This window comes from Pseudomonas sp. OE 28.3, from assembly GCF_014268205.2.
Lineage (GTDB): Bacteria > Pseudomonadota > Gammaproteobacteria > Pseudomonadales > Pseudomonadaceae > Aquipseudomonas > Aquipseudomonas edaphica.
In genome coordinates this window covers 6,147,765-6,172,870 of sequence record NZ_CP077082.1, presented here as the reverse complement: position 1 = coordinate 6,172,870, position 25,106 = coordinate 6,147,765, and the positions used below count along the sequence as shown (strand labels likewise).

Here is a 25,106-nt window from a genome sequence, read left to right as displayed (position 1 = left end):
GGGTTCCTACAGCGTGGCAACCAGCGTCTGCTGGTCGTCGTTGAAGTCGGCCATGGCCACCAGCAGCGTCACTGGGGTGATGGTCACAAAGTCATAGCGTCGGCAGGTGCGGCCGTATTGCTGCACGATAACTCGCAGTAATTCGGGGTTGTCCGAGAGCTGGGAGTCCGAGAATTTGAGCAGCACCACATCCCAGTCCCGGTCGGGCAGGCGTTCCTCGATCTCGACGTAACCCACGCCCAAGCGGTTGAGGATGCGCATCAGCCCGGCCGTCGAACCGGCATCGACCGAGTTGATAAAGGCGAACCGCACACGCAGGCGATACAGGCTTTCCGGTTCGCCCCTAAAGCGCGTGATGTCCCGTTGCCAGGCGAGCAGGTCAAGAATGGTCAGGTGGCAGTGTTTGGGGTCCATTTGCAGCAGGGGCCACTGTATCCAGCCTTCGACGGTTTCCCACCATGCTTGGGCGGTGGCCTTGAGCTTGGCCAGCTCGCCGGCATTGAGCCAAAAGGGCAAGTTGAGCTTAAGCACCCATCACCACCGTCAGGCTTTTGAGCCTTGGAATATTCAGCTCAGAAAGAATGTCCCGCGTGGTGAACTCCAGTGAATCGATAGTGGGAAATTGCTCGTGCAACTCTTCGCCCAAACGGCTGATGGAAAAGCGTGATTGCGGGTAGGTCAGGGTCGGTTGAAAGTCATGCGCCGTGCTTTCGCGGAAGGCGGCGCGGATGAATTGCTCCACCTGTTCGTGCAGTTGCGGGCGCTGTTTGGCCGTCAGGTTCGCCTTGGGCCAGAGCGTTAGATGGACCGCGTGTTCAACTACCGGCATCACCAGCACCATCAGGTCATCGCCATGGCCATGGTTACCCAGCTCGCGAATATAGGCGTTGATTTGCTGCAGGTACTCGTCCGCCGGCACTCCTGCTTCAAACAGCACATAGGCATTGGCGCTGCCTGGGCCGCGGGGTGCCCCGTGTTTGAAGTACACGCCATCTGGGTGCACGCCGGGAAAGCTCGTGATAATGGCTCGGTACACGGCGTCGGTGTGGTACTGGTTTACCGCTGAAAACTGGTTGCGCACACGCAGGCGTAATTGATCGTTGGGCTCGGAATCGGCACCCGGTTGGGTCAGCCAACCGTCGGTATTCACCACCTGCACAATGCCCGGCACCGGCACCGGCAGAATCGCGTAATAACCCGGCGCCAGGTTATGGCCGCTGCCGGCTTCCGCCGCGTCGACCGGGATAGCCAGCTGCGATTCGCCGTCGGCAAAAGTACCCGGCAAGGTGGTAATCAGCTCGTAGACGTGCCCGTTGATCGCCGCCGAATGTACCCGCGTGCCAGCGGGCACTTCCAATGTTCCGGCCGATGTGGCGCGGATGAACAACACTTCGCCCTTGGCTTTGGTCGACGGCTTACGCTCTATGTTCACCGACCAGGCGAGCATGTCCAGCCAGGCGTCCACCGCGGTTTGCACGAAAAAGTTAGGTAGCACCCTGTCGGTGATGAAGTGGAGCAGCCATAGCACCGGCTTGGTCACCAAGGCGGTGATGATTCGCCAAAAAGGCGAATAGGCGCTGGTGTTGCTGATCTTGCTGCCGTGTTCGGCCGCTTCCTTTTCCCAGGCTTTTTTCAGTTCGGCCTCGGTGGTTGGGATGCCGGCATCGCGCAGCGCTTGTTTAAAATCCGCGCTCACACCGTCACCTTTACATCACCGAACTTCAACGTGGTGGCCGTTACCAGGTAGTCGCCCGGTGATTGCGGCAGCACCCGCGCAGTGCCCGGCACCAAGCGCTCATCGGCCTCTATTCGCAATTCCAGCTGTTGCAGGCAATCGCGCTGGCGCAGTGGGTCGCGTTCGGCGACTAAGGTCACCAGCAAACCACTTTCACGGATCATGTGTGCAATGTCCTGGGCAATGCTGGCGCGGTCATCAATCAGCAGCGGCTGGTTGGACGGATCCAGCACCAGGTCATTATTGGCAATCAGCAGGTCGACGTACTCGCTCATCCGGCCATCCCCATCAGCCCTTCGAGTTCGTGGGCGGTCATCGGTTTGTTGGTGTGGATCTCGATTTTTTCCACATGGGTGCCCCGGTTCTGGGTGGCGGTGTTCTGAATATTCGTGAGCAACCCGCCCGGTGGAACTGAAGTGGCGCGGGTGGGTGATAGCGAAGGGATTGCCGCGTTGATGGTTTGCTGGGCACGTTGCGCCGCGTCGAGGCTTTCCAGGTTGGGTCCGGCCGGCAGGTCGCCAAACTGGGCTTTGATATCAACGCCAGGGATGGTGTTGAGCAGGGCGATCAGGCGGTTGATGGCGCCATGAAAGACCGCCACGATTCCGTCCCACGCGGCTTTGGCCATGCCTGACCAACCGCCCATGGCGTCGAACCATGCAGACAGTGCTGTCAGCTGTTCGCTGACCCACTCGAACGCGGCTGTCTCCATCAGCGCGCTGGTCCACTCGTCCCAGAAGTACACAGCGGCAACGATGACCGCCACCAAAGCGACGATGCCCAGCACGATCCACGTCACCGGGTTGGCCCAGAGCGCTGCGTTAGTCAGCCAGATAGCCGCCTGCCACAACAGCATCGCGCCTTTGACCAGACCAAACCACAACACCAGCGAAGCCAGGCCCGCCACGTACAACGTCACCAGCAGAATCTGCATCAGGAAGGCGCCCACGTTGCGCCACGCCACCAGGCTAAGCAGTTTCCACAGCGCGATTACCGGGATGGCAACCGTGCGCCACACGCCAAAGGTAAAGGTCAGCAGGGCGACGATGGCGGTTAGGCCGATGACGCCCAGAGCGGTCAGGCCTATGACCCGCGTCAGATTGGGAAACAGCGTGGTCCAACGCACGACAGCAGCGCCGCCTTCGGCCAGCCGCTCGATGATTGGGTTAAGGGTTGGCAGCAGCTTCTGGCCGAAGGCAATGCGCACCGCCAGAATCGCGTGTTCAAAACGCTCCCACGGGTCGGCTATGGTTTTGGCCATCTTCTCAGCCTGTTCCATGCCTTTGACCTTACCCAGTTGGTCGATGCTGTTGGCCAGGTCGCCGGTTTTTGGTAGCAGTTGCGTAATCAGCCCCATGGCCTGTTTGCCGCCGAAAGCTTTGCTGATCAAGTCAGTTTCGGCTGCATCCAGTTCGCCAAATTTGGCGTTCAGCTTGCCGAGGATGTCGAGCATGGGCAGCAGTCGCCCCTGGCTGTCGGTGAACGACAACCCCAGCTTGGCCTGCGCGCCGTAGGCCCCGGCGAGAAACGCGCGGTACTTGGTCCCGGCTTCACCGCCGCTCATGGTCGCCTGCAGCGTGCCAAGAATGGCCATCTGTTCGGCAGCTTGAACACCCGCCGAGGTCGCACTGGCGCCGAGTGCGGTAAAGGCACTGCTCATGCCTTGGCCGGTGGTCTTGAACATTTGCACCGCCGTCGCGGTTTGCCCAGTCAGTTGCTCCACCCAGGCGGTTTTGCCCATGGCGTCGGCTTGCTTCTGAAAGATGCCGTACATCGTGCCGACGTAATTGGTGATGGTCGCCGCATCAGCCTTGGTGCCCTTGGCCAGCACGTTGGAAGCGTTGGTAAACACCGCCAATTGATTGCCCGTCAGCCCGGCGATTGCGCTTTGAATGTCATAGGCCGAGCGCACGAACGCGGTGGCGCTCTCGCCGTAGCCAATACTGAACTGCAGCGATTTGGTGTTAAGCAGCTCCAGCGCATCCGCTGCTACGCCCAGGCTCTCGACCTCGCCCAGTGCCGCGTTCTGGCCCAGCGCGGGCGCCATCGCAGTTTTGAGCGCATGCGCCGCGCCGACCATGCCGGCCAGGCCCACGCCCATCTGGATGATCCCTTTTTGGCCTTGACTCGCCATGTCGCTGAAGCTGGTTTTGACCTTGCCCAGGGGCTGACTTACGCGGTCTACCAGGCGCAGGATGAAGTCGAGTTTGCTGGTGGCGGATGCGCTCATGACCACGTCCAGGCACTTGATGTATCGCCAAATTGGCGATATGGTAAGGGCATGTCTACCAAACACCGATTTCGCGACAAGTACCGCATAGAGCTGCGGGAAAAGGACCACCTGCCGCCCCACGTGCACTTGACGGGCGGCGGCGTCGATGTCTTGATAAGCCTTGAAACATGTGAGGCGATGCTGGGCCGCGCTCCAACGGTGGTGCTGAAAGAGGCTTTGGCCTGGGTGCGAGCGCACCAAGACGAATTACTGGAGGAATGGCATAAATGGCATCCATGAAACGCCCCCGCCTGCGGGCTGTGCAGGCGCGTTCCGGCCATGTGCTGGAGCTGACATTTATAGATGGCCAACAATTTTTGCTGGATATGAGCAAGGACGTGGCTACCTACCCAGGGCTCAAACCGTTGCAATCGGCCACTGTGTTCAAAGGTGCGACTGTGGGCGACGGCGGATGGACGGTCGAATGGCCTGAACTGGATATCCAGATTGGTGCGGACACGCTCTATCTGGACGCCCTGGCTCAAGCTGCGCCGGACGAAAACACGCGCATTTTCATTGGCTGGCGCGCGCGTAACGGTCTCAACCTGACGCAAGCTGCCGAGGCGCTGGGCGTCGGCACACGAAGCATCACCCGTTACAGCAACGGTCGTGAAGCGGTGCCCCGCACGTTGGCGCTGGCTTGCCTGGGCTGGGAGCATCTGAGAGAGCATCCACAATTGAAGCGTGCTTGATGCTTGAGCAACCATGCTGATCACGTAGCCCCCGAACCCCGCCCAGTGCGGGGTTTTTATTAGCCTTTCAATGCCACAGCAATCCCGTTTGCCACGGCGATTTCCATGCGTTTCCAATACTCGCTTTCCAGCCACATGGCCGTGCCCAGGTTGTCTGCCGTGGGCGCGGCGCCAGGTAGCCAGCGTTCGGTCAGGGCCATGAGCTGGCCCAGGCTGTCGTCGCCTAAGCGGTCAGCACGGCCGAGGGCTTTTTTACGACGACTTCGACATCCGGCGCGTACTCATCCAGCAGCGTGCCGGCCAGTTGCATCACGAACACCGGGTTAGCCAGCAGTGGGCGCAGAGCGTCTTTTTGGGCGGGTAACACCGTGGTTGTGAGCAGGTTGTTGGACGGCGCCACTTTGTTGTTGGCTGTGATGGCGTTGAAGTACTTGGTCACGTCCTGGGGCGCCAGGGTAAAGGTGAATTCCTGATCACCGATTTCCAGGGTGATGTCGCGGCGGTCGCTCATGGCGTGGTCCTTTGGTTGAGGTTGGAAAAGTAGGTGTCCAGGCACTGCTCGAGGCGTTTTTCGAAGCGGTGTTCGAGCTTGTCTAATGCCTTGTCGAAGGCTTCCAGGCGGCCGTTATGGGTGGCCATCTCGATGCGCAATTCCAGGTTCTCGCGGCGGGCAGCATTGACCTGGCGGAACAGGTAAATCTGGAAGCCGGCTACCCAGGTCAGTACCAACTCGGTGAGCAGCAACATGATGCTGATATGCAGCGGGGATATTTCCATCAGGGTTTGCCCCATGCACCGCGCCCGCCCAAGCGCACGGCCTGCCACATCAGCCAGGCCACCACTGGGCGCGTGCCTTCTTCCAGCAGCGCCTCGTAGAAAATCCGGTCGGCCTCGCGCTTGGTGAAACGGTGGGCCTGATCGCCGTATAGGTAGTCGTGTACGACAGCGGGGCGGCGGACTGTCGGAGCTTGGGTGTCCACCCACCGACGGGCGATGCGCGGTACGCTGGCCAGGTCTGACAAATACCCGGCGGGGACCCGGATCGGCCGGCCATCACGGGTGCAGTACAGCAACGGCTGGATCACTTCCCAGCGCGCATCCCCAGGCCGATGGCGTAACTCAAGATGACTTTTAAACGGCATATCAGCGCAGGCCCTCGATCTCGGTGGCGTCCAGGTACGGCACGCCATTGATACGGATAAAGTCCGGGCTGGTGACGTCGAACGGCACCTTGTGCATCGATTTCTGCCCGCCCTTGGGGTCGATATCCAACAGGCTGGAAATTTTCAGCCGACAGCCGAAGGCTTCGACGCGCAGTTCATCGGTGGCGGTCTTGGCAAAAAATAGCGTGTCGAAGGGTTCCAGCTTGCGGAATGAACCGGCGCGGTTCGCTGCCTGGATCAGCAGCCCCAGGTTGGCGCTATCCAGTTCGAATTCGCCACTGGCCGCAACATCACCGTCCACATACCCGTCGGGCACGCCTTTGGTCTGCGCCACGGCGCTGTTGTCGGTGATGTCGAGGGTGGCTTTCTCGATATGCACCTGCAGGTCGCCCAGGCTCACATCAAAGTTCATACCGCTGATTCGGGCCATGGGTTATTTCTCGTCGTCCAGGGAAAGGTCCAGGGCGATGTTTGCCGTCAGGTCCTTGGGGCAGTTGTAGGGGCGGATGAGCAGATAGGCTTCGATGGTGGTTCGGTTCTTCCACACCAGCGTGATGGCGCCGTCTTTGGGCGGCTGGATATCGCCGGGAAACTGTTGGCCGGCAAAGGTCACGCTTCGCGACATTTCGCGCAGCGGGCGCATCAATTTCAGCTTGGTGGTCGCCATGCTGGTGGGCGTGTTGTTGACCTTACGATCGGCCACCATCTGGATCAGCAAAATACGCACGCGGCGTGCAGCCCTATCGGCGATACGCAGGTTTTCCACCACGGTGTAATCACTGCCCGGCGCGTCCAGCAGGTTGGCGTCACCCCAATACTCACCGGGGTAGTCCGGGTAGGTTTGAGGGACAGACAGGCGCATTTTGTCCAGCTCGATGAGTGTGGATGACGGCAACGGTTGGCCAGTTTTATCCACAGGCACCGCGCCCAGGCCAACCAAAGCACCCGTGGCCACGCGCATCGGGCTGTCGGCGATGCTGACCTCGGCATTCGCCAGACGCCCGGCCAGCACGCCCAAGTTATTGCCGTGCAGTTGTGGTACCACGATAACGCGGTTGGCCAATACATCGGCCACCAGCGCGCGCTGTTCCAGGCGGTAATCCGCCCATTCCTGCGCGGGCTTGATGCCGTGGCTGGCGGCGATGAAGAATACGCGCCGGCCAAAGCCGTTGATCAGGTTCACCGCTGCGGCGTGCATGTCGCGCACGTCGCTGCTTTGGGTGATGGGCTTGGTGATCACCACGGCTTCAACGGATGCACCTGTGTCCTGGGCCATGTCCAGCGCGGCTTTCCAGTCGCCATCGGCGGCGAGCGGCACGGCGGCGCAAGCCCAGCGGTCGCCGCCGTTGTTACGGGCGGCGGTGATCTGGGTTTTCAAATCGCTGGCCGCCGTACCCAGCTCGGCGTCCAAATCGCTTTGGGTGTTGAGTGCCAAGAGCTTGCCGACGTTTTTGGTCGCCGGGCCGATAAACAGAAAGTGCCGTTCAATCGCCGTCACCGGGCCTTGGCCCAGGTTGAGATTGTTAACGCTGACTTGACCTTGAGCCATGGGACGGCCTCTTTACCTGGGCGATTGAAGGGTCTGTTGCAACACGGTGCTGACGATTTCGCGTATGTCTTGCGGGTCGGCGCCGAGGGTTTCACGGGCTGGAAGCTCGATCTTCCAACTGCGCCGTTTGTTACGGGCGGTCACTTCGGTAGGCAGCCCCAACTGGTGTTCGCGGGCAATGCGTGCATTTCGGCGTTGGCGCCAACCCAGGGTGGCGGCGTCGGGTGAAAGTCTGGTCACCTGCAGGCGCGTGCTCAGACGGCGCAGCATCTTGCGACGGCTCTTGTGTTTGCGTGGCGCGAAGGGCGAACCATCCAGATTGCGCTGTGCGCTAATCCGCCGCGTGTTGCGTGTGCGCAGGCGCTTGCTGGCGTTGTTCAGCAATCGCCGACGTTTAGCCGGCGGCAGGGCCAGCAGCTGCAGGCACTGCTCGGCCTCGATCAGGCCGCGAATGTCGAAACTAAGCAGCGGGGCGGTCATGGCTGACGGCTCCTTGTTCTGCGATCCACAGGTCATACGGCACAAATGCCCAGCGTTTGCCGAACGCCTCGATCTCGCCGTTGGCGGCTTCGGCCAGATGCAGCGGCTCGATAAAGTCCAGTTGCACTTCAACGTCGGCGACATCGGGCGTCAGCTGATCGATCTCAATCACTGGCGCGGGCAACGGGTCGTCTTCGCGGCCGGGGTCGTTTGCTTCAAGCCATGAGCCCAGCAACGCCATCAAGCGCGCAGGGTTGTCGGCAAAACGTGCAATCACGATGACCGCGCGGTAACGCATGTCGCCCATGTGCAAACCTTGCTCGGTGGGCTTCCAGTTCAGCGTTAGCGTGACCTGCTCGGCCCAGCTGTCGAACTGCTCGGGTGCGACCATAAAGCGGTCCACCAAGTAGCGGGTGAGGGCGCGCAGCTTGTCCATCAGATCAACTCCGCCGTGACGCGGCTGCGGCCTTGGATCAGTCGCACGGCCTGTTGGCTGAACGCCAGGAACCGCTCCTCGGTTTCCGGTGCTTCCTTCGCCAAATTCTCGGCCGACTCGCGGCGGATAAAGCTCGCGAATTGGCTTAACAGGTAGGCCTTGGCTCGGCAGTACACGGCGCGTTTGTAGCTGGCGGCCATGAAGGTGCGCTCAGGCAAAATCATTGGGTCGGCGCTCGCAACGTGCTGGATGCCGTTTTTTTGCCATTGAGCTTTGCGTCGGGCCAGGTCGTGGTTGACTTCGCCCATGGCCAGGGCGATGCCGTCCACCAGCAGTTCCACCAGGTATTCCGCCGGCAGCCGGTAACCGCGCTGAAACTCAGCCACGTCCAGGTCGGGCCAGAAGCCGTCATTGGTGATCGGCTGGGCGATCAAGGTGGTGGGTCTACCGGAAAAACTCATGGGTGGCGGCTCGCTCAAAATAAAACGCGGGGGTGGCTGCTTGTGGTCATTGGTACAGGACCATGGCCTCGGCAGGCCCCCGCTGGGGGGGTAAGTCGGTTTCAGACGGTCTGTCGGCGCAGGGCTTTGGTGGCGTCTTCGTGTCGGGTTTTCACGCCGATGCCGGGGTACAGCGCGACGGCGCGCTCAAAGTGGGTGATGGCCTGTGCCCATTGCTTCTGGTCCATGGCCAGGATGCCGAGCAACTTGTGGTAGCGCGCCGGGATGCGCTCGAACAGCTGCCATTCACCGTCTACGCGGGGCAGCAGTTGCGACAGGTAGGGCTCGGGGCTGCGTTTGGCTTCGTACTCGGCTTCGGCCCAATCGATCATCGCGTCGGCGATAAAGGTGGGGATATCGCGCTTGAAGCGCTCGGGCATGACTTGGCGTTGTTGCAGGGCGAAGTCGGCCAACTCTAACCCCGCCTCGAATAGCTCGGTGTCGAACAGCCACACCAGCACCTGCATCAGCACCGGGTTAGGGTGGTTCAAACCGGATTCGCGGTAGCGCTGCACGTAGTCCAGGTACTTGGGCAGCAGCTCGTCGCGCTTGAGGCGTTGGCGCTCGCCCATGTTGTTGAGGTCGGACAGGCGCGCGCAGTCTTCGGCCAGGGCGGTGGTCATCAGCGCCAAGTGCTTTTGGGCGTTGGCAGGTCCTGCCAAGGCCGTGCCGGGGGTGTAGACCTCGGCGTACACGACGGGGCCTTGCTCCAGCACGCGCTGTTTGTGTTTGAGGGCCAGGCTCATGCCTCTGGCTCCACGAACTCGACGTTGCCCGCCTCGATGCCGGCGAACTTGCCCAACTGCTCGACCACATAGCCTTCGTTGCGGCTGTTGTAGTCCTCTGCACGAGAGCGCTTGGGGTTTTCCAGTAGGTGACGGCGCCATGAGCTGTCTTGAAAGTAGATCGACAGGTTATCGAACGAAGTCACCACTACGCCCTTGGCCGGAAAATGCGGACAGGTATAGGAGGGCAGGCCGCCGTAGGTGTCGATCACCTGGGCCAGCTCGATTTTGGTTTTTTCGCTGGGGGTGTGGCCTTGCTTGGCGTACAGCTTGCCCTTGTCGTGGGCCAACAGGTCACGGCCGACGATCGCCACCAGGTCGCCGCCGTCGCGGAATTCCTCGTCAATCATTAGCGACACGTCGTGCACCAGGCTGTCGAGGTTCACATAGTCGCCGCCGATGCCCAGGCGGATTTTGCCCTTGGTCGCGCCTTCCACCAGGATCTGCTGGGCGGCTTGTTCGCGCACGATCTGCAACCAGCCGATGTTCACATCCTGCAAGAGCGGGAAGGCTTCGCGGTCGGTGTCGGGCGCGACCTTGACGCCATGCCAACCGACCATGATGCGGTCGAGGGCGATCTGGCGGCGCACGGCGGCCGTGTAGCGTTGGGCAAAGTCCTTGAACTTGGCCCAGGCGTCGATGGTGGCGAACTTGAGGGTTACGTCGCTGTGGGTGTCGTGCAGCTCGTAGCCCTTGCCATCCAGCCCCAACACATTGCGCGGCTCGCGGTCTTTTTTGTCGGTGTCGGTGCGCCCGGTCACGGTGCCGTTGACGCCCATCATGACTTTCTCGCCCTTGATCTCGTTCACGCCGATGACGTTGATGCGCTGTAAAAACGCCGAGCTGAGGGTGATCTGGTCGTTGAGGGTTTGCGCCAGGCTGGGCTCGACGTTGAACTCTTCGCGGGACGTTTTCACGCCATAGGTCTGCGCGATGCGGGTTTGCAACGCGTGGTAGCGCTGGCGGCCGATGGGGCTGAGTTGGCTCATCAGTAAACGGGCTCCAGTTCTTCGGTGACAGGGCCGGTGCTGTGGGGGATGACTTGGCCGCTGCCCTGGTTGAGCGCGGCGTTAAAGGTGGTGTGGAGCTTTTCCAGCGAGGTTTTCAGGCTGTTGAACTGCTCAGCGGTAACTTCGGGTGCTTGCGGTTCTGCTGGGGCCGGTGCGACCTGTTCTAGGCGCGTGGCCACGCTGTCGAGTTTGTCCACGGCGGCGGCGAAGGCTTCGGCGGTTTTTGGGTCCATGGCGGGCGTCTCGGGTTTGGGAGTGTGTTTGCCGCTCAACTGGTGAAACAAGCGGGTAACAAAGTTGAGGGCTGATTCATCGCCCAGGTCTGGCGGGAGCAAGTCGCCCAACGGTTCGACGGAAGCGAAGTAATTGCCTGTGTCAGCGCGCCGGGAAAAATGCAGCGGCTCGGTGCCCAGGCTGGCCGGGTCATCGGTGATGGCAAGGCCGCGCAGGTAGGGCTTGCCGGTGTCGGCGAACTCGGGCTGGATTTCGATGCTGGTGAACAACTTCTGCGCTTCTTTGTTGAGCTGCAGCAGCCTGTCGTTAGGTGAGAGCTTGGCGAACAGGGCGACTTTGCCGCCGTCCACGTCTTCGGCTTTAACCTCGACCACACTGCCAAAATTGCCCATGTAGCGGATGTGTTCGAACCAAATCACAGCGGTGTAGACCGCCGGGTCGTAAGCGTTGGCCATGTCCCGCAGGTCCTGCGGATTGATCGTGCGGCCGTCGGCGGTTTTGCCGCTGGTGGCGACACGTTTCCAATCAGAAACAAGGGTGCGGGGCATGGGCTTATCGCTCGGCGTTGGTGGTAATGGCCGTCACGATAGGCAGCCAGAACCTCCCGAACAAACGGTTCGGCTGCGCGCTATTCCTACATTGAACAGGTAGGAATGCTGAGGTTTTTCAACGCGGGTTTGCGCGGATTTGGCTGCATAGACTGCGGCTCATGCCCTACTCGATTGAAGTCAAAGACGCGGCCAGACGCCTTTACTTGCGCCGCTGCAAACCGCGTGAAATTCAGGCCGAACTCAAGTTGGCCAACGTGCGCATCGTTTACTACTGGATCGCCAAAGGCGGCTGGGACGAGCTGCTGACGGATGAGGAACCCCTGACGGCGGTGAGCCGGCGCATAACCTTGATGCTGGAAAGGCCTGGCGCCCTGTGCAAAGCCGAGCTGGATGAGCTGGACCGCCTGACCACGCTGCGCGAGCGGCTGCTTAAGCAATGCAGCAAACACGCAGCGCCGACTGAACCGAGCAGGGACAAAAGTGACCGGCCAAAGCGCAAACCCAGGACCGTCAAAAACGATATCTCCACCCTCACCGAATTGGATTTCGTGGAGAAATTCACCAGCAGGCTGTTCGGCTATCAGAAAGAACTGTTTGCCGCCAAACAGAACCCGCTGACCCGGCGCATTCGCAATGTCCTCAAATGTCGGCAATCCGGCCTGACCTACTACTTCGCCGGCGAAGCGTTCATGGACGCGGTACTGACCGGCGATAACCAGATGTTTCTGTCTGCCAGCCGCGCGCAGTCGGAGATATTCCGCAATTACATCATTGGCTTTGCCCGTGAATGGTTCGGCCTGGAGCTGACCGGTAACCCGATCATCTTGAGCAACGGCGCCGAGTTGCGCTTTTTGAGCACCAACAGCAGCACGGCACAGGGGTATCACGGCCATGTGTATGTGGATGAATACTTCTGGATTCGCGACTTCGCCAAGCTCAACACCCTGGCCGGGGCGATGGCCACCCACAAGAAGTGGCGCAAAACCTACTTTTCGACGCCCAGCGCGACCAGCCACCAGGCCTACCCGTTCTGGACCGGCGACGACTTCCGCCGCGGCAAACACAAGCTCGCCAGCAAGCCGTTCCCCGGCGAGGCCGAGCTACGCCAGGGCGCGCTGTGCCCGGATGGCCAGTGGCGCAAGATCATCAACATTCACGATGCCATCGCCGGTGGCGGCGACCTGTTCGACCTCGAGCAACTGCGGCTGGAAAACTCCGATGAGGTGTTCGAGCAGATCTACCTGTGCCAATTCATCGACAGCACGCAAAGCGCGTTCAGCCTGGCGGACCTGGAACGCTGCTACTCCGACCAATCGCTATGGACCGACTATGACGCCGACCCGAAAGCCGAACGCCCCTTCGGCAATGCCCCGGTGTGGATTGGCTATGACCCCAGCCGCACCCGCGACGATGCGACCTGCGTGGTGGTGGCGCCGCCGCTGGAGCAGGGCGGCAAATTCCGCATCCTGGAAAAGCATTCCTGGCGCGGCCACTCGTTCACCTATCAGGCCAGCCAAGTCAAAAAGCTTTGCGACCGTTTCAACGTGCAGTACATCGGGATCGACATAACGGGTGTCGGCTATGGCGTGTTCGATCTGGTGCGCGACTTCTTCCCGCGCGCCACGCCGATCCACTACAGCCTGGAAACCAAAAACACGCTGGTACTTAAAGCTCAGGACACGATCCAAGGCCGCCGTATCGAATGGGACGCCGGCTGGAACGACATCGCCGCCGCCTTCCTGACCATCAAACGCGGCGCCACCACCAGCGGCCAGATCACCTACAGCGCATCACGAACCGACGCCACCGGCCACGCCGACATCGCCTGGGCGGTGATGCACGCGCTGGCCCATGAACCCCTCAACGTCAACAAGAAGCGGCGCAGCCGCTGGTCAACCCTCGAAGGCAGCCATGAACGATCCCACGCCACCGGCCATTCCCGCGCGACACAAGGTAAAGACGTTCAGCTTCGGCGCGCCCGAGTCGGTGCTGACCGGCAACCTGGGCGAATACATGGGCGTCTTCGCCAGCGACGACGGCCAGCTTTACACGCCGCCCGTGTCCCGCACCGGCCTTGCCAAACTGCTGCGCGCCAATGCCCACCACGGCACCATTCCGCGCTTCAAGCGCAACCTGCTGCTGCGTGACTTCGTGTCCTCAGCCGGGTGCAGTACGCAGACCATGGGCCGTGCGGCGCTGGATTTTATGGTGTTCGGGGAGGCGTACTTTCAGCGTAAAACCAACGTGCTGGGGCAGGTGCTGGAACTGGAGCATCTACCTGCGTTGAACATGCGCAGAAAGGTCGGGGGCGGGTTTGTGCTGCTGTTGCCAGGTGGCAAGCAACTGCACTTTGAAGAGGACCAGGTGGAGCATGTGATGGACTACGACGTGGAACAGAACATCTACGGCGTGCCGGATTACTTGGGCGGGATGCACGCGCTGCTGCTCAACGAATCGGCCACCTTGTTTCGGCGCCGGTATTACAACAACGGCGCGCATGCCGGATTCATTTTCTACACCAATGACCCGAACCTGTCGGAAGCGGATGAGGAACGCATGCAAAACCAGATAGGGGCGAGCAAGGGCGTGGGGAATTTTCGGTCGTTGTTTGTGAATATACCGGGGGGAGGGGATAAGGCTATTCAGATCATTCCGGTGGGGGATATCGCGACTAAAGATGAGTTTGAGCGGATCAAGAACATCACGCGTAATGATGTGATTGCAGCATGGCGGATGAACCCGGCGCTGGCGGGGTGTATGCCTGAGAATGCGGCGGGGTTTGGGGATGTGGAGAAGATTGACCGGGTGTACACCAACAACGAGATAAGGCCGATCAGGCAGTTGTTTTTGCAGCTGAATGGTCGATTGCGTAGGGACAGGCATGTAGGGTGGGCAGACGGTTGATGGTGATCTACCTGAAGCCCGGTGGCAGGAACCGGGCGCAGGTTATTTACAACGGGGCGCACAGATGCTTAGGGCTACAGGCCGCACAACATTGCAGCATAAGGGTGATCAGCGGTGCAGAAGTTAATGGAGTACCACTTACAAAGTGCAAGGATGGTACTGATACCGCCAAGCACCAAGGGAGCGATGTGATCGGTGAACCACGGGGTAACAAAAATTCCTCGTACAATGGTGAAGGCTTTCACCAGCCAAGTGAATAATACATGTGGATGGTATTCAACATATGCGCCACCTGCGTTTTCCTTTCTGCTTCCCTCTTTTCCTATATGCGAGTACGACCGACGGAGAACTATTTCCGTCCGAACAACGCGGGAGAGCCGGTACAGCTCGGGAGCTGTTTTTCTGTATTCAAACTGTTTTTGTTCGTTTGTGGGGAGGCGTTTCTGTTCCTTCTCCCAATCCCGTTCTCGCCTTCGATCCCGTTTGATAGCATCGCTTGCTGTAATTTCACCTGTGGGACTATGTATTTGAATGGTTCCCTCTGACTGGTATTCGTCAGCAAAACTCTTCTGCACTTTCTTGTTGAGTTCTAAGCGCTTCCGCCATGATGCGCTCCAAATCAGCGCCGAATCGTAGAGACTATTCATCGGCTCGTCGAAGTAGAGCCCCAGAGGGGGTACTCTCTGATAGCATCGAAACCAAAAATAGAGGTTAATGATAGCTAATACCAGCCAAGCACTTTCGGTACGGTGCTGCAGCTTTATCTCATTGCCCATTAACTTAAATTGGGTCAGGTCTGCCCCGAAATACCACAAAGCAAGGACCAATGCTGAATAAGTCAGCAGGAACCCACGCGCTTTCTTGAAATCACCCTCATCATCCATCGCCGACACCACCTTCCATAGAGTGGCGGAATGCTATCATCTCTCATGGAGGGATGGCACCTGTGCAGGCCGTGCATGAGAAAAAATGAAGCGCTCATAAAAGCGCACCTCAGACGGGATGCAGTAAAAAGGGCGATTTGACTTGGCTAAACCGTATTCCTAGGTGCTCACGGTCATTCCGTTGAATCAAACGTATGGCTATCGTCCTGAGCTGGTTGAGCCGCCTAGCTGCGTCCCTATCGATGAGGAAGTAGAGAGTAACAATCGTTAGCCAGCGCTAACTTTCAGGCGTATTGCCCGTTATTTCAAAAGTGTTTAAATACGCTGAAGCCCCTTTGATTTTCGAGGCTTGGAAGCTGGATTTAGAGAACTGTTGAAACAGATCGGCGTCGGACGGGGGACAGGTGGGAAGCGCAATGATGAACAGACGCCCGATCGGTCATGCCGGGCGCCAAGCAACGCTATTTACTGCGGGGTTGGGCTGTCTGGCTGCAAGGCCAGGACCAGGTCATCAATGATCGCCTTGCCCATGTCACACAGGTAGTGCGAGGCGAACGCGAACTTCTCCGCCCTGGGGTCCATGGCGGCTTCAAGCGAGAGCATTTTTGCGTAGTAGAGAACGTGCGCTGCGTGTTCCAGGGCTTCCTGAATCGGCACGCCCGCGTTGACGCGGAACAGCTTCAAATGGGCTTTTTCTTCGCCGCAATCTGCGAAGGTTTGGGCGCCAATGGTTTTTGCTGAGGTGGGGTTGCTCATTGCTGACCTCCCACACGATGGGGGGCGGCATTGGTACGTAAGGCACTACGGTAATCAAGCATGGTGTGAAACCTCTCTGATGACCAACTGAGGCGACCACACATCGATTCCAGGCGATGGGTGGCAGCCGTGCGCAGGCTGGAAACCGAGACAGAGACAACTCGGCAGACACGAATGTCTCCCGCACACGGCCGCCAAAAAGCACAAACCGCAGGCACAAAAAAAGCGCCTGCTGATTGCTTGACGACGCTGCGTGCGTCTCGGTGACGGGTTTCCAGGCCCGGTCGCTGATGAGCAGCGACATTGAAAGGTTATCGTGATCACCTCTAGGCTGCAACTCTCGGAGTACGAAAGATATTTCAGAGTGAGATACGGAGGTTTTGAAAACAGGCATCCCTGTGGTCAAGTACCGTTTATGCGATCCAGTTTCAACTTCATTAATTTGGAGTACCTGTACTACGCGATCATTCCATGTCTTACGGCTCAAGAAGTTTTATAGCCGGGTCACGACGAATTACCCGTTCAATTACGCCTATTAGCGTATGGGCAAGGCATAGCGTATAAGCTAAGGCTTGGGTGGTGATTTAGAAGGTTCGTATGTCTGGATTGGTTGAAGAATTATTTGAGTTCTAAGTTAAATGTAGAAGCCTATGAAGTAGACGTGGGGATATCATTTTGATATCATTGGTTGTAAAATTTTTCTTGCTTGATGCTGGTCAGATTAAGTATTTTAAGTTTTCAATAAATCAGTCCTCAAAGTTATAGGGAATATAATGAGCATGTCTGAGCTTTTCGATTATTTAACATATGGTGGGGTCGCGCTATCCATAGCGGGCGCTGCGTTGAGCTTTTTTATCTCGATGAGGGATCGGGAGTTACGTGACGCGCTCTTGAATATTATGAAGGCTCATGATGTCCGCGGGGTCGCAAAAGCATATGTGAGGATGCTTGAATATATATTTGATATAGAAGGGTTTCCGAAGCTAAGAATAATAAGGACTATAACCATAATACTTAATTCGAGTTTGGCTTTGTCAATGGCCAGAATTGCAGAGCAAGCTGCGTCAGGCAAAAAAGACGCGAGAAAATCAAAGACTATTGTTGGTCTGATGCTGGGAGAAAAGCTTAAGCAGGCCACTAAAATACAGGGGATCTTGTTTCTTGTACTAGTTGTAAATGCCCTGGCGGCCTTTGTTAATGGGGCTGAAATGAATACTTTTGTAATATTTGTTGTGTTTGTTGGGCTTTCAGCAATATTCATTGATCATAAGTTAATTGAATATCGAATTAACAAGGGCTGGTATGGTAAGAACGAGTTTGAAAGTCGTGAAATAATTCGATTTGTGCTTGCTCATGCAGATAAGAATGATTTTAATGATCAGGGGGGGTTGAAAAAGGTCATTCCAGCTCCTTCGTTTGATGAGGCTTCTGATTTGATTTTCTCTGGTAGGAAGGTGAATGTATGAATAGTGATGCCTCGTCAGAGTTCGCGCGTAGAGCCATAAATATTCTTTTTGTGGCGAATCCGAAAGGAACAAGTATTGGGATTTTGCTCGGAGTAGTTTTGGACGGAGTTATAGGGTTTTTTACTCCCGTTTTGAAAACTATTGAATGGGCGAGCATATCGGCCATAAAAATATGGCACTTGATGGGGTTGGGTGCAGTTGTAATGAATTTGCCTGCATATTTGACAAGGAAGGATGTAGATCCATCAATTGTCAATGCTTTCAAACTAATAGATGAGAAAAAAGCGAACAAAAGTATTACAAAGACTCAGGCAGAGCTGGAATACTTAGCCCTTGTCAAGGCCGTTGTGGAGAACGTAACGCTGGATAGCAATACTGAAGGCCAAGTAGACAGAGTAACCGCTATCGCTAGCCAATCCAGTGGAGAAAGCAAAGCGAAAAAATGAATCGTTATTTTCCAATGTCGTGACACGAGATGAGCGTTGTTAACGCTCATGTTAAGATGCAGGTTGGTTAAGTTAAAGGTTCGGAGTTTATGAGGGTGCACTGCAAGATATGCGGCCAGAAAGGGCGAATTGTCTCCCGCGACGAGCTATCACTCGAATTCGCCCGCCTCTACTGCCAATGCAGCTCCCCCCACTGCGGTCACACCTGGGTAGCCAACCTCACCTTCTCCCATACCCTGAGCCCCTCCGCCCAGGCAGTCGACCGCTTACTGTTCGACCGCCTGCGCAGCTTGTCCAAGGTCCAGCAACGCGACCTGTTTGATCAGTTGGGCATGGCGTCATCCACGTAATCACGCAACCTTGCCTCAGCTCGTTCAAAGCGTTCCAGCTAAGCAACGCCATACTCAAACAGCGCCAATTTCGCCCGCTGCGGCAGCTGCAGGTCACCTCCCAGCAGGTAGACCAGTAGGGCGAAGCTGTGGCCGCATTCTTCGAATTCTTCGCGCAATTTCGAAGTGCAGACTTTGGAATTCAACACAACGATTTCTCCTTTTTCGGTGTAGTTGGCCAGTAGTTTAAGGGCCAGATTTTTCCGTGCGAGTGCGTTTTTTCAGGCAAATGTAAGTAGGTAATATCCCCAGCCAACCGCCGAAAAAACGCATCGTAGTTAGCGTTTTTACCTATGTTGTCAGTGATTCAAATTGTGTTTAGCTGAAAAGTTTTGTTTCGTGTGTGCGCAGGTATAAGGCTCTAGCATGGGCTTTTTGGTGGGGTCGGCAGAGATGAAAAACGTTGCGGGCGGGTTGAAAGCGTTTGGTCGTCGTCTCATCTGATTACAAAACAAGAGCGCTCGAAGCGCCCTTGTTTCAAAACGGCGAGCGCCTTAACTCGGGCTGAGGTAGTAATTCAACGCATCGAGTGTGACGACGCCATAGAAGCGTTGACCGTCTCGCCCTTCAAAGGCGGCGACCAGTTGTGTGCCAGGCAGTGGAATGCGCACCACTCGGTCGCCACTGTTGAATTCCAGTAAGCGCGTGGCGCCCAGCAGTTGCGCATCAGAACGCAGGCCCAGTTGTCGCCGGGCTTGTTTGATCTGCTCATCTGGCACAAACACCAGTTCGCCATCGATGCACAGGCAGTAACTGCCTTGGCGATTCCGCGTGGGGAAGTGCGCGATTCGCCGGTCATCCATGGTGACGTCCTCGATCCAAGTTGCCCGTGGTAGCCTTGTGCCTGCTGCTGCGGGGGTGCTGTGCTTGCATGGTGTTGCTCCTTGTGTGGTGGCAGGTGTCGGGGAGGTACGAACTCCTCGGCACCGTCTTTTTCAGCCTTGCAGCAATGGGTTGGCCGTGAATACCGGCCGCCGTTCGCAGCGCACTTCAAACAGGCCCAGGTCGCGGCCTTCTACGTTGTGCAGATGCACGACGGTGACGAACGTCGGGCGGCTTTGCGGGTGGGCGCGCCAGTGGTCGGCGGCGGCGAGTTCAGCCAGGTCTTCGGCGGTGCGGTTCTCGACGTATGAGCTGGGCAGGCTTAGGCGCCCTATCAGGGCATTGGCGCGGTAGTGGAGGTTCATGGTTTGCCCGCCTGCGTGTAGAGGAAGTAGTCCATGCGCAACACGCTGATGCAGTGTTCGAACAGCTTGATGTCGAGCCCACGCAGGTCGCTGAGGTTGAAGCGGTAGTGGTTGCGGTAAATCAGGCTCATCAAAAACATCCCCACAATACGGCTCTGATGGGTACCGCGCTCTGCGACTTGTAGCAGGTGGTCGAATGCTTCTATGCCTTTGGCTTCGATTGGCGCTCGGTGCTTGGCGTGAAGCGCTACGTTGTTCAGGGGCGCCGAACGAGGGTGAACAGGCACCAGCGGTTGGCTGCGCCATAACTCGATCAGTTCGCGCCACAGGTTTTCGCCCTCTTCTACGCGCTCATGCACCTCTACCTCTGGCATGTAGTCCATCTCCAGCACCTGCAAGCAGTCTTCAAACTCCCGTGGGGCCAAGCGATGTAGCTGTTTCAGGTCGAATCGGTAGGTCACCCCGTCATACAACCCCAGCAGAAATCGGCCGACGGCCTTGCCGGTTGCTGTGCGACTGAGGGCAATGGGGATCAAACGGTGCAGCGCCTGGACGCCGGTTTTGATGATGATGGGGCGGCGCTGTTGGTAAGCCCAAAAGTCCGACAGTGCGTTTATCAGTGCATCGCTCATGGTGTTGCTCCTTGTTGGGGTTTAAGCCTGGCGCGCCAGGTAGAGGGTGAACTGCTCGGGCAGATCGATCTTCTGCACGGCCTTGATCTGGTCGCGGGTGCAGTCGTCTGCCAGAAAGTGGCCTGCGCCGGCCTCGGCTTGCTGCCGGATGCGTGCGAGCAGGTAGGTGGTGGTGCAGGCGTTGCCGGTGATAATCGCGATGTCGGCGCCCTGGGTTTGCAGCTCGGTCTGCAGGGCGCGCAGTCGGCGGGTTTTGCCGGAGTCGCGGGGGCCGGTGATGACGTGTACAGGCATGGTGAAGCTCCTTTTTCAGTGGGCAGGAAATTGCCCGCGCAGTGGTTTTTGCGCGAGGGTCGGGTAGGGCTGGAATGTTTGAACTGTTGGCGTGGTTACAGGGCTGGAAGCCATGTATCTGCTGGGTGCAAGTGGCCGAGAAAGTAGTCCGGTGCAAATGGAATGCGCTGAACTAGGCGGGTGTGGGTAATAGGCTGTAGGCCGCGTGGTTAGAGGCGTTCGGCGGGTTTGGGTGAGGGAGGTATGAACGGTATGTGGCTGGAATGAAAAGTAGTGCAGTGCCTTCCGGTGACATTCCAGTGATGGTTTTTTATAAGTAACTGAATTCATTTATAAATACCTAAATAGTTCAAAAATTACGGACGGGCATCGGGCTTACTCACAAGCTCATTGCCAAAACGCGGGCAACACTTCCCCCTGAGCGAAAACGCCCGGTTAATCAGCGCCGGTCAGGGCTTTTTAAAGATCCAGCAGTTGATGGTTCGCCGTTCAAGCCGGGAGTAGGCCTTGCGGGCCGCCACGAAGGTGTAGGTGGTGCTTTGGGGCAGAGCGCGTTGCAGTTGCGCGCGGGTCAATACTTCCTGGCCTGCTTTGCGGCAGGTTTCCTGGAAGTGCTCGATGTTGATGGCCACCACGCCGCGTTCGCCGCTGTGGTTGAGGGTTTCGTGGGTTTCTTCGCGGGTGCCGTTGCTGTCGGTTATGGTCACCACACGTTCGTTGAGGTAGTGGTAGATCTGCCAGAAGGTGGCGGCGTCGGGGTGTTCCGATCGGCAGCGCTGCTGGCGGGCAATGGCGCGTTGTTCCAGGTGTTTGGCCAAGCTGTCCAGGTGGTCGTCGGTCCACGCGGGGAACAGCGCCTGGGTGGCGTAGGCAGCGGCCAGGACTTGCGCGTGGCACAGCACGATACGCGCCTCGTTAATGGCGGCATGGCTCTGCAGGCGCTGTTCGCAGCGTGGGAAGGCGTCGAAGTAGCGGGCCAGCCATTGCTGCTCGACGGCCAGGCATCGGCGCAGGTAGCCGCCAAGGTCTTTGGCGCTCATGCTTTTCAAACGATCGGCGCGGGGCTTAAGGGCCAAGCTGTGGTGGTCTTTGGTGGCGTGGAATTCCACGATGCGTGACAGCGTGGCCTCGGAGCCGTCCACGCTGTTGTTTTGCGAAATGCCCAGGGCACCGCGCCAGTAGGTGGTTCGGGTCTCGTTGCCGCCCGTGTTGACGCCTGTAACACGCAGGGTGGCGTGGTAGTCGTAGAGCCGTTTGAACTCGTCGAAGTGGAACTGCACCACCACTTTGCGGCCCTGGCTGTCGCTGTGTTCTTTGTCGGACTCGATCAAAATTACGGGCAGGTTGCTGACTTCAGCGAAGCTGCGCGATAGGCCGATCATGCTGGCGCCTGCGCCGCTGGGCTGAATGCCTTCAAAGTTTTCACGGCCGGTAAGTCGCCACAGGAAGCGCAGCAGCGTGGACTTGCCGGCGCCCGGTTGGCCGGTGAATTCCATGAAGGGAAAGGACGCCTGTTTTACGCCGATCTGTTGCACGAAGTAGGCAGCGGTCCACCAAGCTAATATGCCCAAGCCGTTCAGCCCGTTTACCGCCAGGAAGTCTTCAAACCATTCGGGGTCGAAGTCTTGGGACTTGTCGATTTTGAAGTTGGCCAGGTTGGTTTTGATGCCGTTGCCGGCGATGTCGATAAAGCCGTGGCTGTTCACGGGCAGCTCTTTACCTTGGTGAAAACCGAAGGTGGGGTAGCAATAGAGCCCGGTGGTGTCGTCGTACCCCACGAACGGCAGACTGCGCACGGTACGCACCGGTCGGCGTTCGTCGTTGAGCCATTTGTCCCGCAGGATGGCCAGCACCGGCTCGCCGCCTTCGAAGTTGCCGCCGGGTGTTTGCTCGAGCAGGGAGCGAGCGAAGCCCCGTGGGTCGGCGATGGCATTTGGGGCGAGCGGCGCCTTGCAACTGCGGGACTTGTCCGGGAAGCGGAAGTCGAAAAAGTAGCGCTGCTCGCTGGTGATGATGTCTTTTTCCAGGTATTCCAGGTTGGGGATGCAGTTGGCGACTTGTTTGATTTTGACGTGCTTGTTGAACAGCTCACGATTACCCTCGACCTTTTCTTCGCCCAGGTCATCGTGCAGGTCTTTTTGCGCCACCTTGGCCGAGTACAGACGGTTGCAAAACTCCATCAGGTAGAACGCAATCGGCCGACGTAAGTAGAGCAGGTAGGCCAGTTTGCTGGTGCTTTCGGCGCTGAAAAGACGGCCTTGATATTCGGCTTCGGCCATGAAGGCGGCGTCGAGCTGGCCGTCGCGGTGCACGTCGTCCCAATCACGCTCGCCGGCGAGCGCTACCCAGGCAATTTCGTGTATCTCCCGCAGTTGCCGCAGGTATTTGGGGATCATCAAGTGCCCGGCCGGGTCGTCATCCAGGGCGATGACCCAGGTGATGGATTTGCCCTTGTTGGCCTCGATGATCAGCCAGGGGAAGTTGTTGGCTGATATCGAGGCAATCACTTTGAAGCCCGCCAGGTGCAACGCGATGGCGTGGAAAATGCCCTCGACGATGTAGACGCGATCGCTCTTGTTTATGGTGATGCCCGGCGGCATCCAGCCGTTGCCGAGGTAGGTCATGCCCTTCTTGATGCCCGCTTTGACGCCGCCATTGGCGGAGACGGCTGTGGCGTCTATCAGGCGTTCCCAATGCCCGTCGCAAAGCGGGAAGCGAACGGTGTCTGCCCACTGGCCGTCTTTGAGTTTGCGCCGGCCTTGCTGGTACCAGCCTTTTAACTGACTGATGTCGAAGCCGCGGTTGCGCTGCAGGTAGGCGTCGGCGGTGGCGTTGGGGTTGGTCTCGGTTTTGGGGAAGCGTTCGCTGAGGTTTTCGAATAAGTGGCTGTAGCGTTCGCGGGTTTTTTCCTCGTATTGGCAGTTGGTGAGGCGGTTGCATTTGAGTTGGTAGGGCTGGTTGATGGCGATGTAGACGGTGCGCTCGCCGCATTTAGGGTTGGGGCAGACGCCGTTTTGCATGTACTTGGCGTCGATGGTTTTGAAGTCGAGGTCGGCGTCGTGTTTGAGGGCGTCGACGACTTCTTTTAGGTAGATGTCGTCGTAGGCCTGTTGGGTGGTTTTTTTGCGCGTGGTCATTAGCGCGCTCCGGTTTCTTTCTTATCGCTTGAGCGGATGCGTTCGGCCTGCTCGGCCGCTTCGACGGTGATGTGGACCATGTTGATCAACACGGCGGCTTTGGAGCTTTGCTGTTTTGGGCGGATGACATAGCGGCCTTGGGTAATTTCCCTGCGAATGGATGAATTGGATTGGCCCGACCTGCGTGCGAATTCGCTGATGGTTACGTATGGCGTGTCGATGCAGATCTGCATTCTGATAGTCTCTCCAGCAATATTGGTAGTAAAAGTGCACATATGGGTACTACAATAAGTACCCATACGGAACCTTGTCAAGGGGAGTATGAAATGGAGCTGGGCGAGAAGTTGAAGGCGATGCGGCGCAAGGAGGGCATGACCCAATCGCAGCTTTGCGAGGCGACGGGGCTGAGTCTGAGCAGTTACAAGAAGTACGAATTGGGACTGCGCGTCGAGGTCAGTTACATCGCGATGCAGAAAATCGCCATGCATCCCAGCTTCAAGAAATACACGCTTTGGCTAATGACCGATGAGACCGCCCCGGCATGTGGGCAAATCAGTGCGGAGTAGCGATGACGATAAAACAGTTGGGGGATGGGCGTTACAAGGTGGATTGCCGACCTGAGGGATCGGAGGGGGGCAGGGTGCGGAAGACGTTTCGCACAAAAAATGAAGCGCTGGCTTTTGAGCGGCGAATCATGGGAGAGGGGGTTAAGGGCGAGTATCAGAAAAAGCCCAAAGCCGACAATCGGCACCTGAGCGATTTGGTTGAGCGTTGGCACACGCTGCACGGGCAAACTCTGAAAACGGGTGAGGCGCGTAAGGCGCAACTGCTGCTGATGGTGGAGCGGATGGGGAACCCGAAGGCTGTGAATTTCAGCTCATCTCACTTTGCCCAGTACCGGGCGGAACGGGCTGAGGGTAAGCACTCGCGGTATATGAAGGAGGATGAGCCTGGCCGGCCGATTAGCGCGAACATGTTGAATCACGAACTGGCTTATATGCGGGCGGTGTTTAACGAGCTGATACGGTTGGATGAGTGGAGTCTGCCGAATCCTCTGAGCAATGTGCGGGGGCTGAAATTTGACGAAGCAGAAATGGCTTATCTGTCGGATTTGCAGATGGATGTGCTGCTGAGCCATCTGGCAACGCTGGAGGATGACACTCTGCTCATTTCTGAGGTTTGCCTTGCTACTGGAGCGAGGTGGGGCGAATCGGAGGGGCTGCAAGTGCGGCAGGTTCGCGACAGGCTTATTCACTTCTCCAGGACTAAGTCCAGCAAGAATCGGTCTGTTCCGATTGCTGACGACTTGTATAAGCGATTGCGTAAGGCACTTCCGTTTCGACCTGGGTACGAGTCATTTCGCCGTGCTGTGGATGTTGTTGGGCTTGAGTTGCCGGCAGGGCAGTTAACGCACGTATTGCGGCATACTTTTGCGACGCATTACATGATGAATGGTGGAGATATTCTCACGCTGCAAAAAGCGTTGGGGCACGCGACGTTAGCTATGACTCAGAAATATGCGCATTTTAGTCCTAGGCATATGGTTGAAGTCGTGAGGCTCAACCCATTAGCGAAATTGAACAGAGATGAATAAAGGGAGTTAT

Annotated in this window: 34 protein-coding genes; 9 read left to right on the top strand and 25 right to left on the bottom strand. The window is 57.8% G+C overall.

Annotated features, from left to right (window positions below; genetic code table 11):
• Positions 1-6: 6 nt before the first annotated feature.
• The 4 genes from HU759_RS27850 to HU759_RS27835 are packed head-to-tail and all read right to left on the bottom strand — an operon-like array spanning position 7 to position 3,965.
• Entirely contained in the window at positions 7-531 is a 525-nt protein-coding gene (locus HU759_RS27850; RefSeq protein WP_170036922.1) for a phage tail protein, read from the bottom strand.
• Positions 524-1,696, bottom strand: a complete 1,173-nt coding sequence (locus HU759_RS27845) for a baseplate J/gp47 family protein (protein WP_170036924.1) — start codon at positions 1,694-1,696, stop codon at positions 524-526. Before HU759_RS27845 ends, HU759_RS27850 begins: the two co-directional genes overlap by 8 nt.
• Positions 1,693-2,010 (bottom strand): DUF2590 family protein, encoded by a 318-nt coding sequence (locus tag HU759_RS27840; RefSeq protein ID WP_170036926.1) that lies wholly within the window; start codon positions 2,008-2,010, stop codon positions 1,693-1,695. The genes HU759_RS27845 and HU759_RS27840 overlap by 4 nt, the downstream gene beginning before the upstream one ends.
• On the bottom strand, positions 2,007-3,965 hold the full coding sequence (locus HU759_RS27835) for a phage tail tape measure protein (protein WP_170036928.1): 1,959 nt from the start codon (positions 3,963-3,965) through the stop codon (positions 2,007-2,009). Before HU759_RS27835 ends, HU759_RS27840 begins: the two co-directional genes overlap by 4 nt.
• Positions 3,966-4,016: 51 nt before the next feature.
• Between HU759_RS27835 and HU759_RS27830 the strand changes: the two genes are divergently transcribed.
• Together HU759_RS27830 and HU759_RS27825 are read left to right on the top strand one after the other, a co-directional pair.
• Positions 4,017-4,247 (top strand): DUF4160 domain-containing protein, encoded by a 231-nt coding sequence (locus HU759_RS27830; RefSeq protein ID WP_170036930.1) that lies wholly within the window; start codon positions 4,017-4,019, stop codon positions 4,245-4,247.
• Positions 4,235-4,699, top strand: coding sequence for a DUF2442 domain-containing protein (locus tag HU759_RS27825; protein ID WP_170036932.1), 465 nt, complete (start codon positions 4,235-4,237; stop codon positions 4,697-4,699). The genes HU759_RS27830 and HU759_RS27825 overlap by 13 nt, the downstream gene beginning before the upstream one ends.
• A 59-nt stretch (positions 4,700-4,758) precedes the next feature.
• On the opposite strand, the gene HU759_RS27820 is transcribed toward HU759_RS27825, so the two are convergent.
• From HU759_RS27820 to HU759_RS27765, 12 genes are all read right to left on the bottom strand, one after another.
• Positions 4,759-4,899 (bottom strand): hypothetical protein, encoded by a 141-nt coding sequence (locus HU759_RS27820; protein WP_170036934.1) that lies wholly within the window; start codon positions 4,897-4,899, stop codon positions 4,759-4,761.
• Between the two features lie 23 nt (positions 4,900-4,922).
• A complete protein-coding gene (locus HU759_RS27815; protein ID WP_170036936.1) occupies positions 4,923-5,210 on the bottom strand; it encodes a putative phage tail assembly chaperone in 288 nt (95 codons plus the stop codon).
• A complete protein-coding gene (locus HU759_RS27810) occupies positions 5,207-5,476 on the bottom strand; it encodes a hypothetical protein (RefSeq protein WP_170036938.1) in 270 nt (89 codons plus the stop codon). The genes HU759_RS27815 and HU759_RS27810 overlap by 4 nt, the downstream gene beginning before the upstream one ends.
• Positions 5,476-5,841 (bottom strand): DUF1353 domain-containing protein, encoded by a 366-nt coding sequence (locus tag HU759_RS27805; protein WP_170036941.1) that lies wholly within the window; start codon positions 5,839-5,841, stop codon positions 5,476-5,478. The genes HU759_RS27810 and HU759_RS27805 overlap by 1 nt, the downstream gene beginning before the upstream one ends.
• 1 nt (position 5,842) lies before the next feature.
• Entirely contained in the window at positions 5,843-6,292 is a 450-nt protein-coding gene (locus tag HU759_RS27800) for a phage protein (RefSeq protein WP_170036944.1), read from the bottom strand.
• A 3-nt stretch (positions 6,293-6,295) separates the two neighbouring features.
• Positions 6,296-7,411: a DUF2586 domain-containing protein gene (locus HU759_RS27795; RefSeq protein WP_170036947.1), complete on the bottom strand. Its 1,116-nt coding sequence runs from the start codon at positions 7,409-7,411 to the stop codon at positions 6,296-6,298.
• A gap of 12 nt (positions 7,412-7,423) precedes the next feature.
• Positions 7,424-7,891, bottom strand: a complete 468-nt coding sequence (locus tag HU759_RS27790; protein WP_170036950.1) for a phage virion morphogenesis protein — start codon at positions 7,889-7,891, stop codon at positions 7,424-7,426.
• Complete coding sequence (locus HU759_RS27785) at positions 7,872-8,327, bottom strand: phage tail protein (protein WP_170036953.1); 456 nt, start codon at positions 8,325-8,327, stop codon at positions 7,872-7,874. Before HU759_RS27785 ends, HU759_RS27790 begins: the two co-directional genes overlap by 20 nt.
• Positions 8,327-8,788 (bottom strand): head completion/stabilization protein, encoded by a 462-nt coding sequence (locus tag HU759_RS27780; protein WP_170036956.1) that lies wholly within the window; start codon positions 8,786-8,788, stop codon positions 8,327-8,329. The genes HU759_RS27785 and HU759_RS27780 overlap by 1 nt, the downstream gene beginning before the upstream one ends.
• 101 nt (positions 8,789-8,889) lie before the next feature.
• Positions 8,890-9,573: a phage terminase small subunit gene (gene gpM, locus HU759_RS27775; protein ID WP_170036959.1), complete on the bottom strand. Its 684-nt coding sequence runs from the start codon at positions 9,571-9,573 to the stop codon at positions 8,890-8,892.
• On the bottom strand, positions 9,570-10,604 hold the full coding sequence (locus HU759_RS27770) for a phage major capsid protein, P2 family (protein WP_170037071.1): 1,035 nt from the start codon (positions 10,602-10,604) through the stop codon (positions 9,570-9,572). Before HU759_RS27770 ends, gpM begins: the two co-directional genes overlap by 4 nt.
• Entirely contained in the window at positions 10,601-11,404 is an 804-nt protein-coding gene (locus HU759_RS27765) for a GPO family capsid scaffolding protein (RefSeq protein ID WP_170036962.1), read from the bottom strand. Before HU759_RS27765 ends, HU759_RS27770 begins: the two co-directional genes overlap by 4 nt.
• 161 nt (positions 11,405-11,565) lie before the next feature.
• Between HU759_RS27765 and HU759_RS27760 the strand changes: the two genes are divergently transcribed.
• Together HU759_RS27760 and HU759_RS29945 are read left to right on the top strand one after the other, a co-directional pair.
• On the top strand, positions 11,566-13,554 hold the full coding sequence (locus HU759_RS27760) for a terminase family protein (RefSeq protein WP_170036965.1): 1,989 nt from the start codon (positions 11,566-11,568) through the stop codon (positions 13,552-13,554).
• Positions 13,466-14,311 carry a phage portal protein gene (locus tag HU759_RS29945; protein ID WP_225933072.1) on the top strand — a complete coding sequence of 282 codons (846 nt, stop codon included), beginning with the start codon at positions 13,466-13,468 and terminating at the stop codon, positions 14,309-14,311. The genes HU759_RS27760 and HU759_RS29945 overlap by 89 nt, the downstream gene beginning before the upstream one ends.
• Before the next feature lie 74 nt (positions 14,312-14,385).
• Here HU759_RS29945 and HU759_RS27755 read toward each other — a convergent pair whose 3' ends face one another.
• Together HU759_RS27755 and HU759_RS27750 are read right to left on the bottom strand one after the other, a co-directional pair.
• The gene (locus tag HU759_RS27755; protein ID WP_170036968.1) at positions 14,386-15,195 is read right to left on the bottom strand and encodes a hypothetical protein; all 810 of its coding nucleotides are present in this window, start codon (positions 15,193-15,195) and stop codon (positions 14,386-14,388) included.
• Positions 15,196-15,660: 465 nt separating this feature from the next.
• Positions 15,661-15,951, bottom strand: coding sequence for a DUF3077 domain-containing protein (locus HU759_RS27750; protein ID WP_170036971.1), 291 nt, complete (start codon positions 15,949-15,951; stop codon positions 15,661-15,663).
• A gap of 779 nt (positions 15,952-16,730) precedes the next feature.
• Between HU759_RS27750 and HU759_RS27745 the strand changes: the two genes are divergently transcribed.
• The 3 genes from HU759_RS27745 to HU759_RS27735 all read left to right on the top strand — a co-directional run bounded on the left by HU759_RS27745 (position 16,731) and on the right by HU759_RS27735 (position 18,213).
• Positions 16,731-17,417 carry a hypothetical protein gene (locus HU759_RS27745; protein ID WP_170036974.1) on the top strand — a complete coding sequence of 229 codons (687 nt, stop codon included), beginning with the start codon at positions 16,731-16,733 and terminating at the stop codon, positions 17,415-17,417.
• Positions 17,414-17,863 (top strand): hypothetical protein, encoded by a 450-nt coding sequence (locus HU759_RS27740; RefSeq protein ID WP_170036977.1) that lies wholly within the window; start codon positions 17,414-17,416, stop codon positions 17,861-17,863. Before HU759_RS27745 ends, HU759_RS27740 begins: the two co-directional genes overlap by 4 nt.
• Positions 17,864-17,952: 89 nt before the next feature.
• Positions 17,953-18,213, top strand: a complete 261-nt coding sequence (locus tag HU759_RS27735) for an ogr/Delta-like zinc finger family protein (protein ID WP_170036982.1) — start codon at positions 17,953-17,955, stop codon at positions 18,211-18,213.
• A 38-nt stretch (positions 18,214-18,251) separates the two neighbouring features.
• On the opposite strand, the gene HU759_RS27730 is transcribed toward HU759_RS27735, so the two are convergent.
• From HU759_RS27730 to HU759_RS27700, 7 genes are all read right to left on the bottom strand, one after another.
• Positions 18,252-18,401: a hypothetical protein gene (locus tag HU759_RS27730; RefSeq protein WP_170036985.1), complete on the bottom strand. Its 150-nt coding sequence runs from the start codon at positions 18,399-18,401 to the stop codon at positions 18,252-18,254.
• 345 nt (positions 18,402-18,746) lie between these two features.
• Positions 18,747-19,055 carry a hypothetical protein gene (locus HU759_RS27725; RefSeq protein ID WP_170036988.1) on the bottom strand — a complete coding sequence of 103 codons (309 nt, stop codon included), beginning with the start codon at positions 19,053-19,055 and terminating at the stop codon, positions 18,747-18,749.
• A gap of 132 nt (positions 19,056-19,187) precedes the next feature.
• Entirely contained in the window at positions 19,188-19,439 is a 252-nt protein-coding gene (locus HU759_RS27720) for a hypothetical protein (protein WP_170036991.1), read from the bottom strand.
• Positions 19,436-20,071: a hypothetical protein gene (locus HU759_RS27715; RefSeq protein WP_186617047.1), complete on the bottom strand. Its 636-nt coding sequence runs from the start codon at positions 20,069-20,071 to the stop codon at positions 19,436-19,438. Before HU759_RS27715 ends, HU759_RS27720 begins: the two co-directional genes overlap by 4 nt.
• A gap of 21 nt (positions 20,072-20,092) precedes the next feature.
• On the bottom strand, positions 20,093-20,365 hold the full coding sequence (locus HU759_RS27710) for a hypothetical protein (protein ID WP_170036994.1): 273 nt from the start codon (positions 20,363-20,365) through the stop codon (positions 20,093-20,095).
• Between the two features lie 449 nt (positions 20,366-20,814).
• On the bottom strand, positions 20,815-23,502 hold the full coding sequence (locus HU759_RS27705; protein WP_170036997.1) for a toprim domain-containing protein: 2,688 nt from the start codon (positions 23,500-23,502) through the stop codon (positions 20,815-20,817).
• Positions 23,502-23,735, bottom strand: a complete 234-nt coding sequence (locus HU759_RS27700) for a hypothetical protein (protein WP_170037000.1) — start codon at positions 23,733-23,735, stop codon at positions 23,502-23,504. Before HU759_RS27700 ends, HU759_RS27705 begins: the two co-directional genes overlap by 1 nt.
• 93 nt (positions 23,736-23,828) lie before the next feature.
• On the opposite strand from HU759_RS27700, the gene HU759_RS27695 reads away from it, so the two are divergent.
• Positions 23,829-24,068: a helix-turn-helix transcriptional regulator gene (locus HU759_RS27695; protein WP_170037003.1), complete on the top strand. Its 240-nt coding sequence runs from the start codon at positions 23,829-23,831 to the stop codon at positions 24,066-24,068.
• 2 nt (positions 24,069-24,070) lie between these two features.
• Positions 24,071-25,096 (top strand): tyrosine-type recombinase/integrase, encoded by a 1,026-nt coding sequence (locus HU759_RS27690; RefSeq protein WP_186617049.1) that lies wholly within the window; start codon positions 24,071-24,073, stop codon positions 25,094-25,096.
• Positions 25,097-25,106 lie beyond the last annotated feature (10 nt).

Coding starts and splice junctions, on each gene's coding strand:
- HU759_RS27790 (WP_170036950.1), bottom strand. CDS start 7,891: ATGACCGCCCCGCTGCTTAGTTTCGACATTCGCGGCCTGATCGAGGCC.
- HU759_RS27745 (WP_170036974.1), top strand. CDS start 16,731: ATGTCTGAGCTTTTCGATTATTTAACATATGGTGGGGTCGCGCTATCC.
- HU759_RS27815 (WP_170036936.1), bottom strand. CDS start 5,210: ATGAGCGACCGCCGCGACATCACCCTGGAAATCGGTGATCAGGAATTC.
- HU759_RS27840 (WP_170036926.1), bottom strand. CDS start 2,010: ATGAGCGAGTACGTCGACCTGCTGATTGCCAATAATGACCTGGTGCTG.
- HU759_RS27695 (WP_170037003.1), top strand. CDS start 23,829: ATGGAGCTGGGCGAGAAGTTGAAGGCGATGCGGCGCAAGGAGGGCATG.
- HU759_RS27700 (WP_170037000.1), bottom strand. CDS start 23,735: ATGCAGATCTGCATCGACACGCCATACGTAACCATCAGCGAATTCGCA.
- HU759_RS27720 (WP_170036991.1), bottom strand. CDS start 19,439: ATGAACCTCCACTACCGCGCCAATGCCCTGATAGGGCGCCTAAGCCTG.
- HU759_RS27760 (WP_170036965.1), top strand. CDS start 11,566: ATGCCCTACTCGATTGAAGTCAAAGACGCGGCCAGACGCCTTTACTTG.
- HU759_RS27750 (WP_170036971.1), bottom strand. CDS start 15,951: ATGAGCAACCCCACCTCAGCAAAAACCATTGGCGCCCAAACCTTCGCA.
- HU759_RS27725 (WP_170036988.1), bottom strand. CDS start 19,055: ATGGATGACCGGCGAATCGCGCACTTCCCCACGCGGAATCGCCAAGGC.
- HU759_RS27810 (WP_170036938.1), bottom strand. CDS start 5,476: ATGGAAATATCCCCGCTGCATATCAGCATCATGTTGCTGCTCACCGAG.
- HU759_RS27780 (WP_170036956.1), bottom strand. CDS start 8,788: ATGAGTTTTTCCGGTAGACCCACCACCTTGATCGCCCAGCCGATCACC.
- HU759_RS27690 (WP_186617049.1), top strand. CDS start 24,071: ATGACGATAAAACAGTTGGGGGATGGGCGTTACAAGGTGGATTGCCGA.
- HU759_RS27785 (WP_170036953.1), bottom strand. CDS start 8,327: ATGGACAAGCTGCGCGCCCTCACCCGCTACTTGGTGGACCGCTTTATG.
- HU759_RS27830 (WP_170036930.1), top strand. CDS start 4,017: ATGTCTACCAAACACCGATTTCGCGACAAGTACCGCATAGAGCTGCGG.
- HU759_RS27755 (WP_170036968.1), bottom strand. CDS start 15,195: ATGGATGATGAGGGTGATTTCAAGAAAGCGCGTGGGTTCCTGCTGACT.
- HU759_RS27835 (WP_170036928.1), bottom strand. CDS start 3,965: ATGAGCGCATCCGCCACCAGCAAACTCGACTTCATCCTGCGCCTGGTA.
- HU759_RS27795 (WP_170036947.1), bottom strand. CDS start 7,411: ATGGCTCAAGGTCAAGTCAGCGTTAACAATCTCAACCTGGGCCAAGGC.
- HU759_RS27740 (WP_170036977.1), top strand. CDS start 17,414: ATGAATAGTGATGCCTCGTCAGAGTTCGCGCGTAGAGCCATAAATATT.
- HU759_RS27735 (WP_170036982.1), top strand. CDS start 17,953: ATGAGGGTGCACTGCAAGATATGCGGCCAGAAAGGGCGAATTGTCTCC.
- HU759_RS27820 (WP_170036934.1), bottom strand. CDS start 4,899: ATGGCCCTGACCGAACGCTGGCTACCTGGCGCCGCGCCCACGGCAGAC.
- gpM (WP_170036959.1), bottom strand. CDS start 9,573: ATGAGCCTGGCCCTCAAACACAAACAGCGCGTGCTGGAGCAAGGCCCC.
- HU759_RS27710 (WP_170036994.1), bottom strand. CDS start 20,365: ATGCCTGTACACGTCATCACCGGCCCCCGCGACTCCGGCAAAACCCGC.
- HU759_RS27765 (WP_170036962.1), bottom strand. CDS start 11,404: ATGCCCCGCACCCTTGTTTCTGATTGGAAACGTGTCGCCACCAGCGGC.
- HU759_RS27715 (WP_186617047.1), bottom strand. CDS start 20,071: ATGAGCGATGCACTGATAAACGCACTGTCGGACTTTTGGGCTTACCAA.
- HU759_RS27805 (WP_170036941.1), bottom strand. CDS start 5,841: ATGCCGTTTAAAAGTCATCTTGAGTTACGCCATCGGCCTGGGGATGCG.
- HU759_RS27705 (WP_170036997.1), bottom strand. CDS start 23,502: ATGACCACGCGCAAAAAAACCACCCAACAGGCCTACGACGACATCTAC.
- HU759_RS27825 (WP_170036932.1), top strand. CDS start 4,235: ATGGCATCCATGAAACGCCCCCGCCTGCGGGCTGTGCAGGCGCGTTCC.
- HU759_RS27800 (WP_170036944.1), bottom strand. CDS start 6,292: ATGGCCCGAATCAGCGGTATGAACTTTGATGTGAGCCTGGGCGACCTG.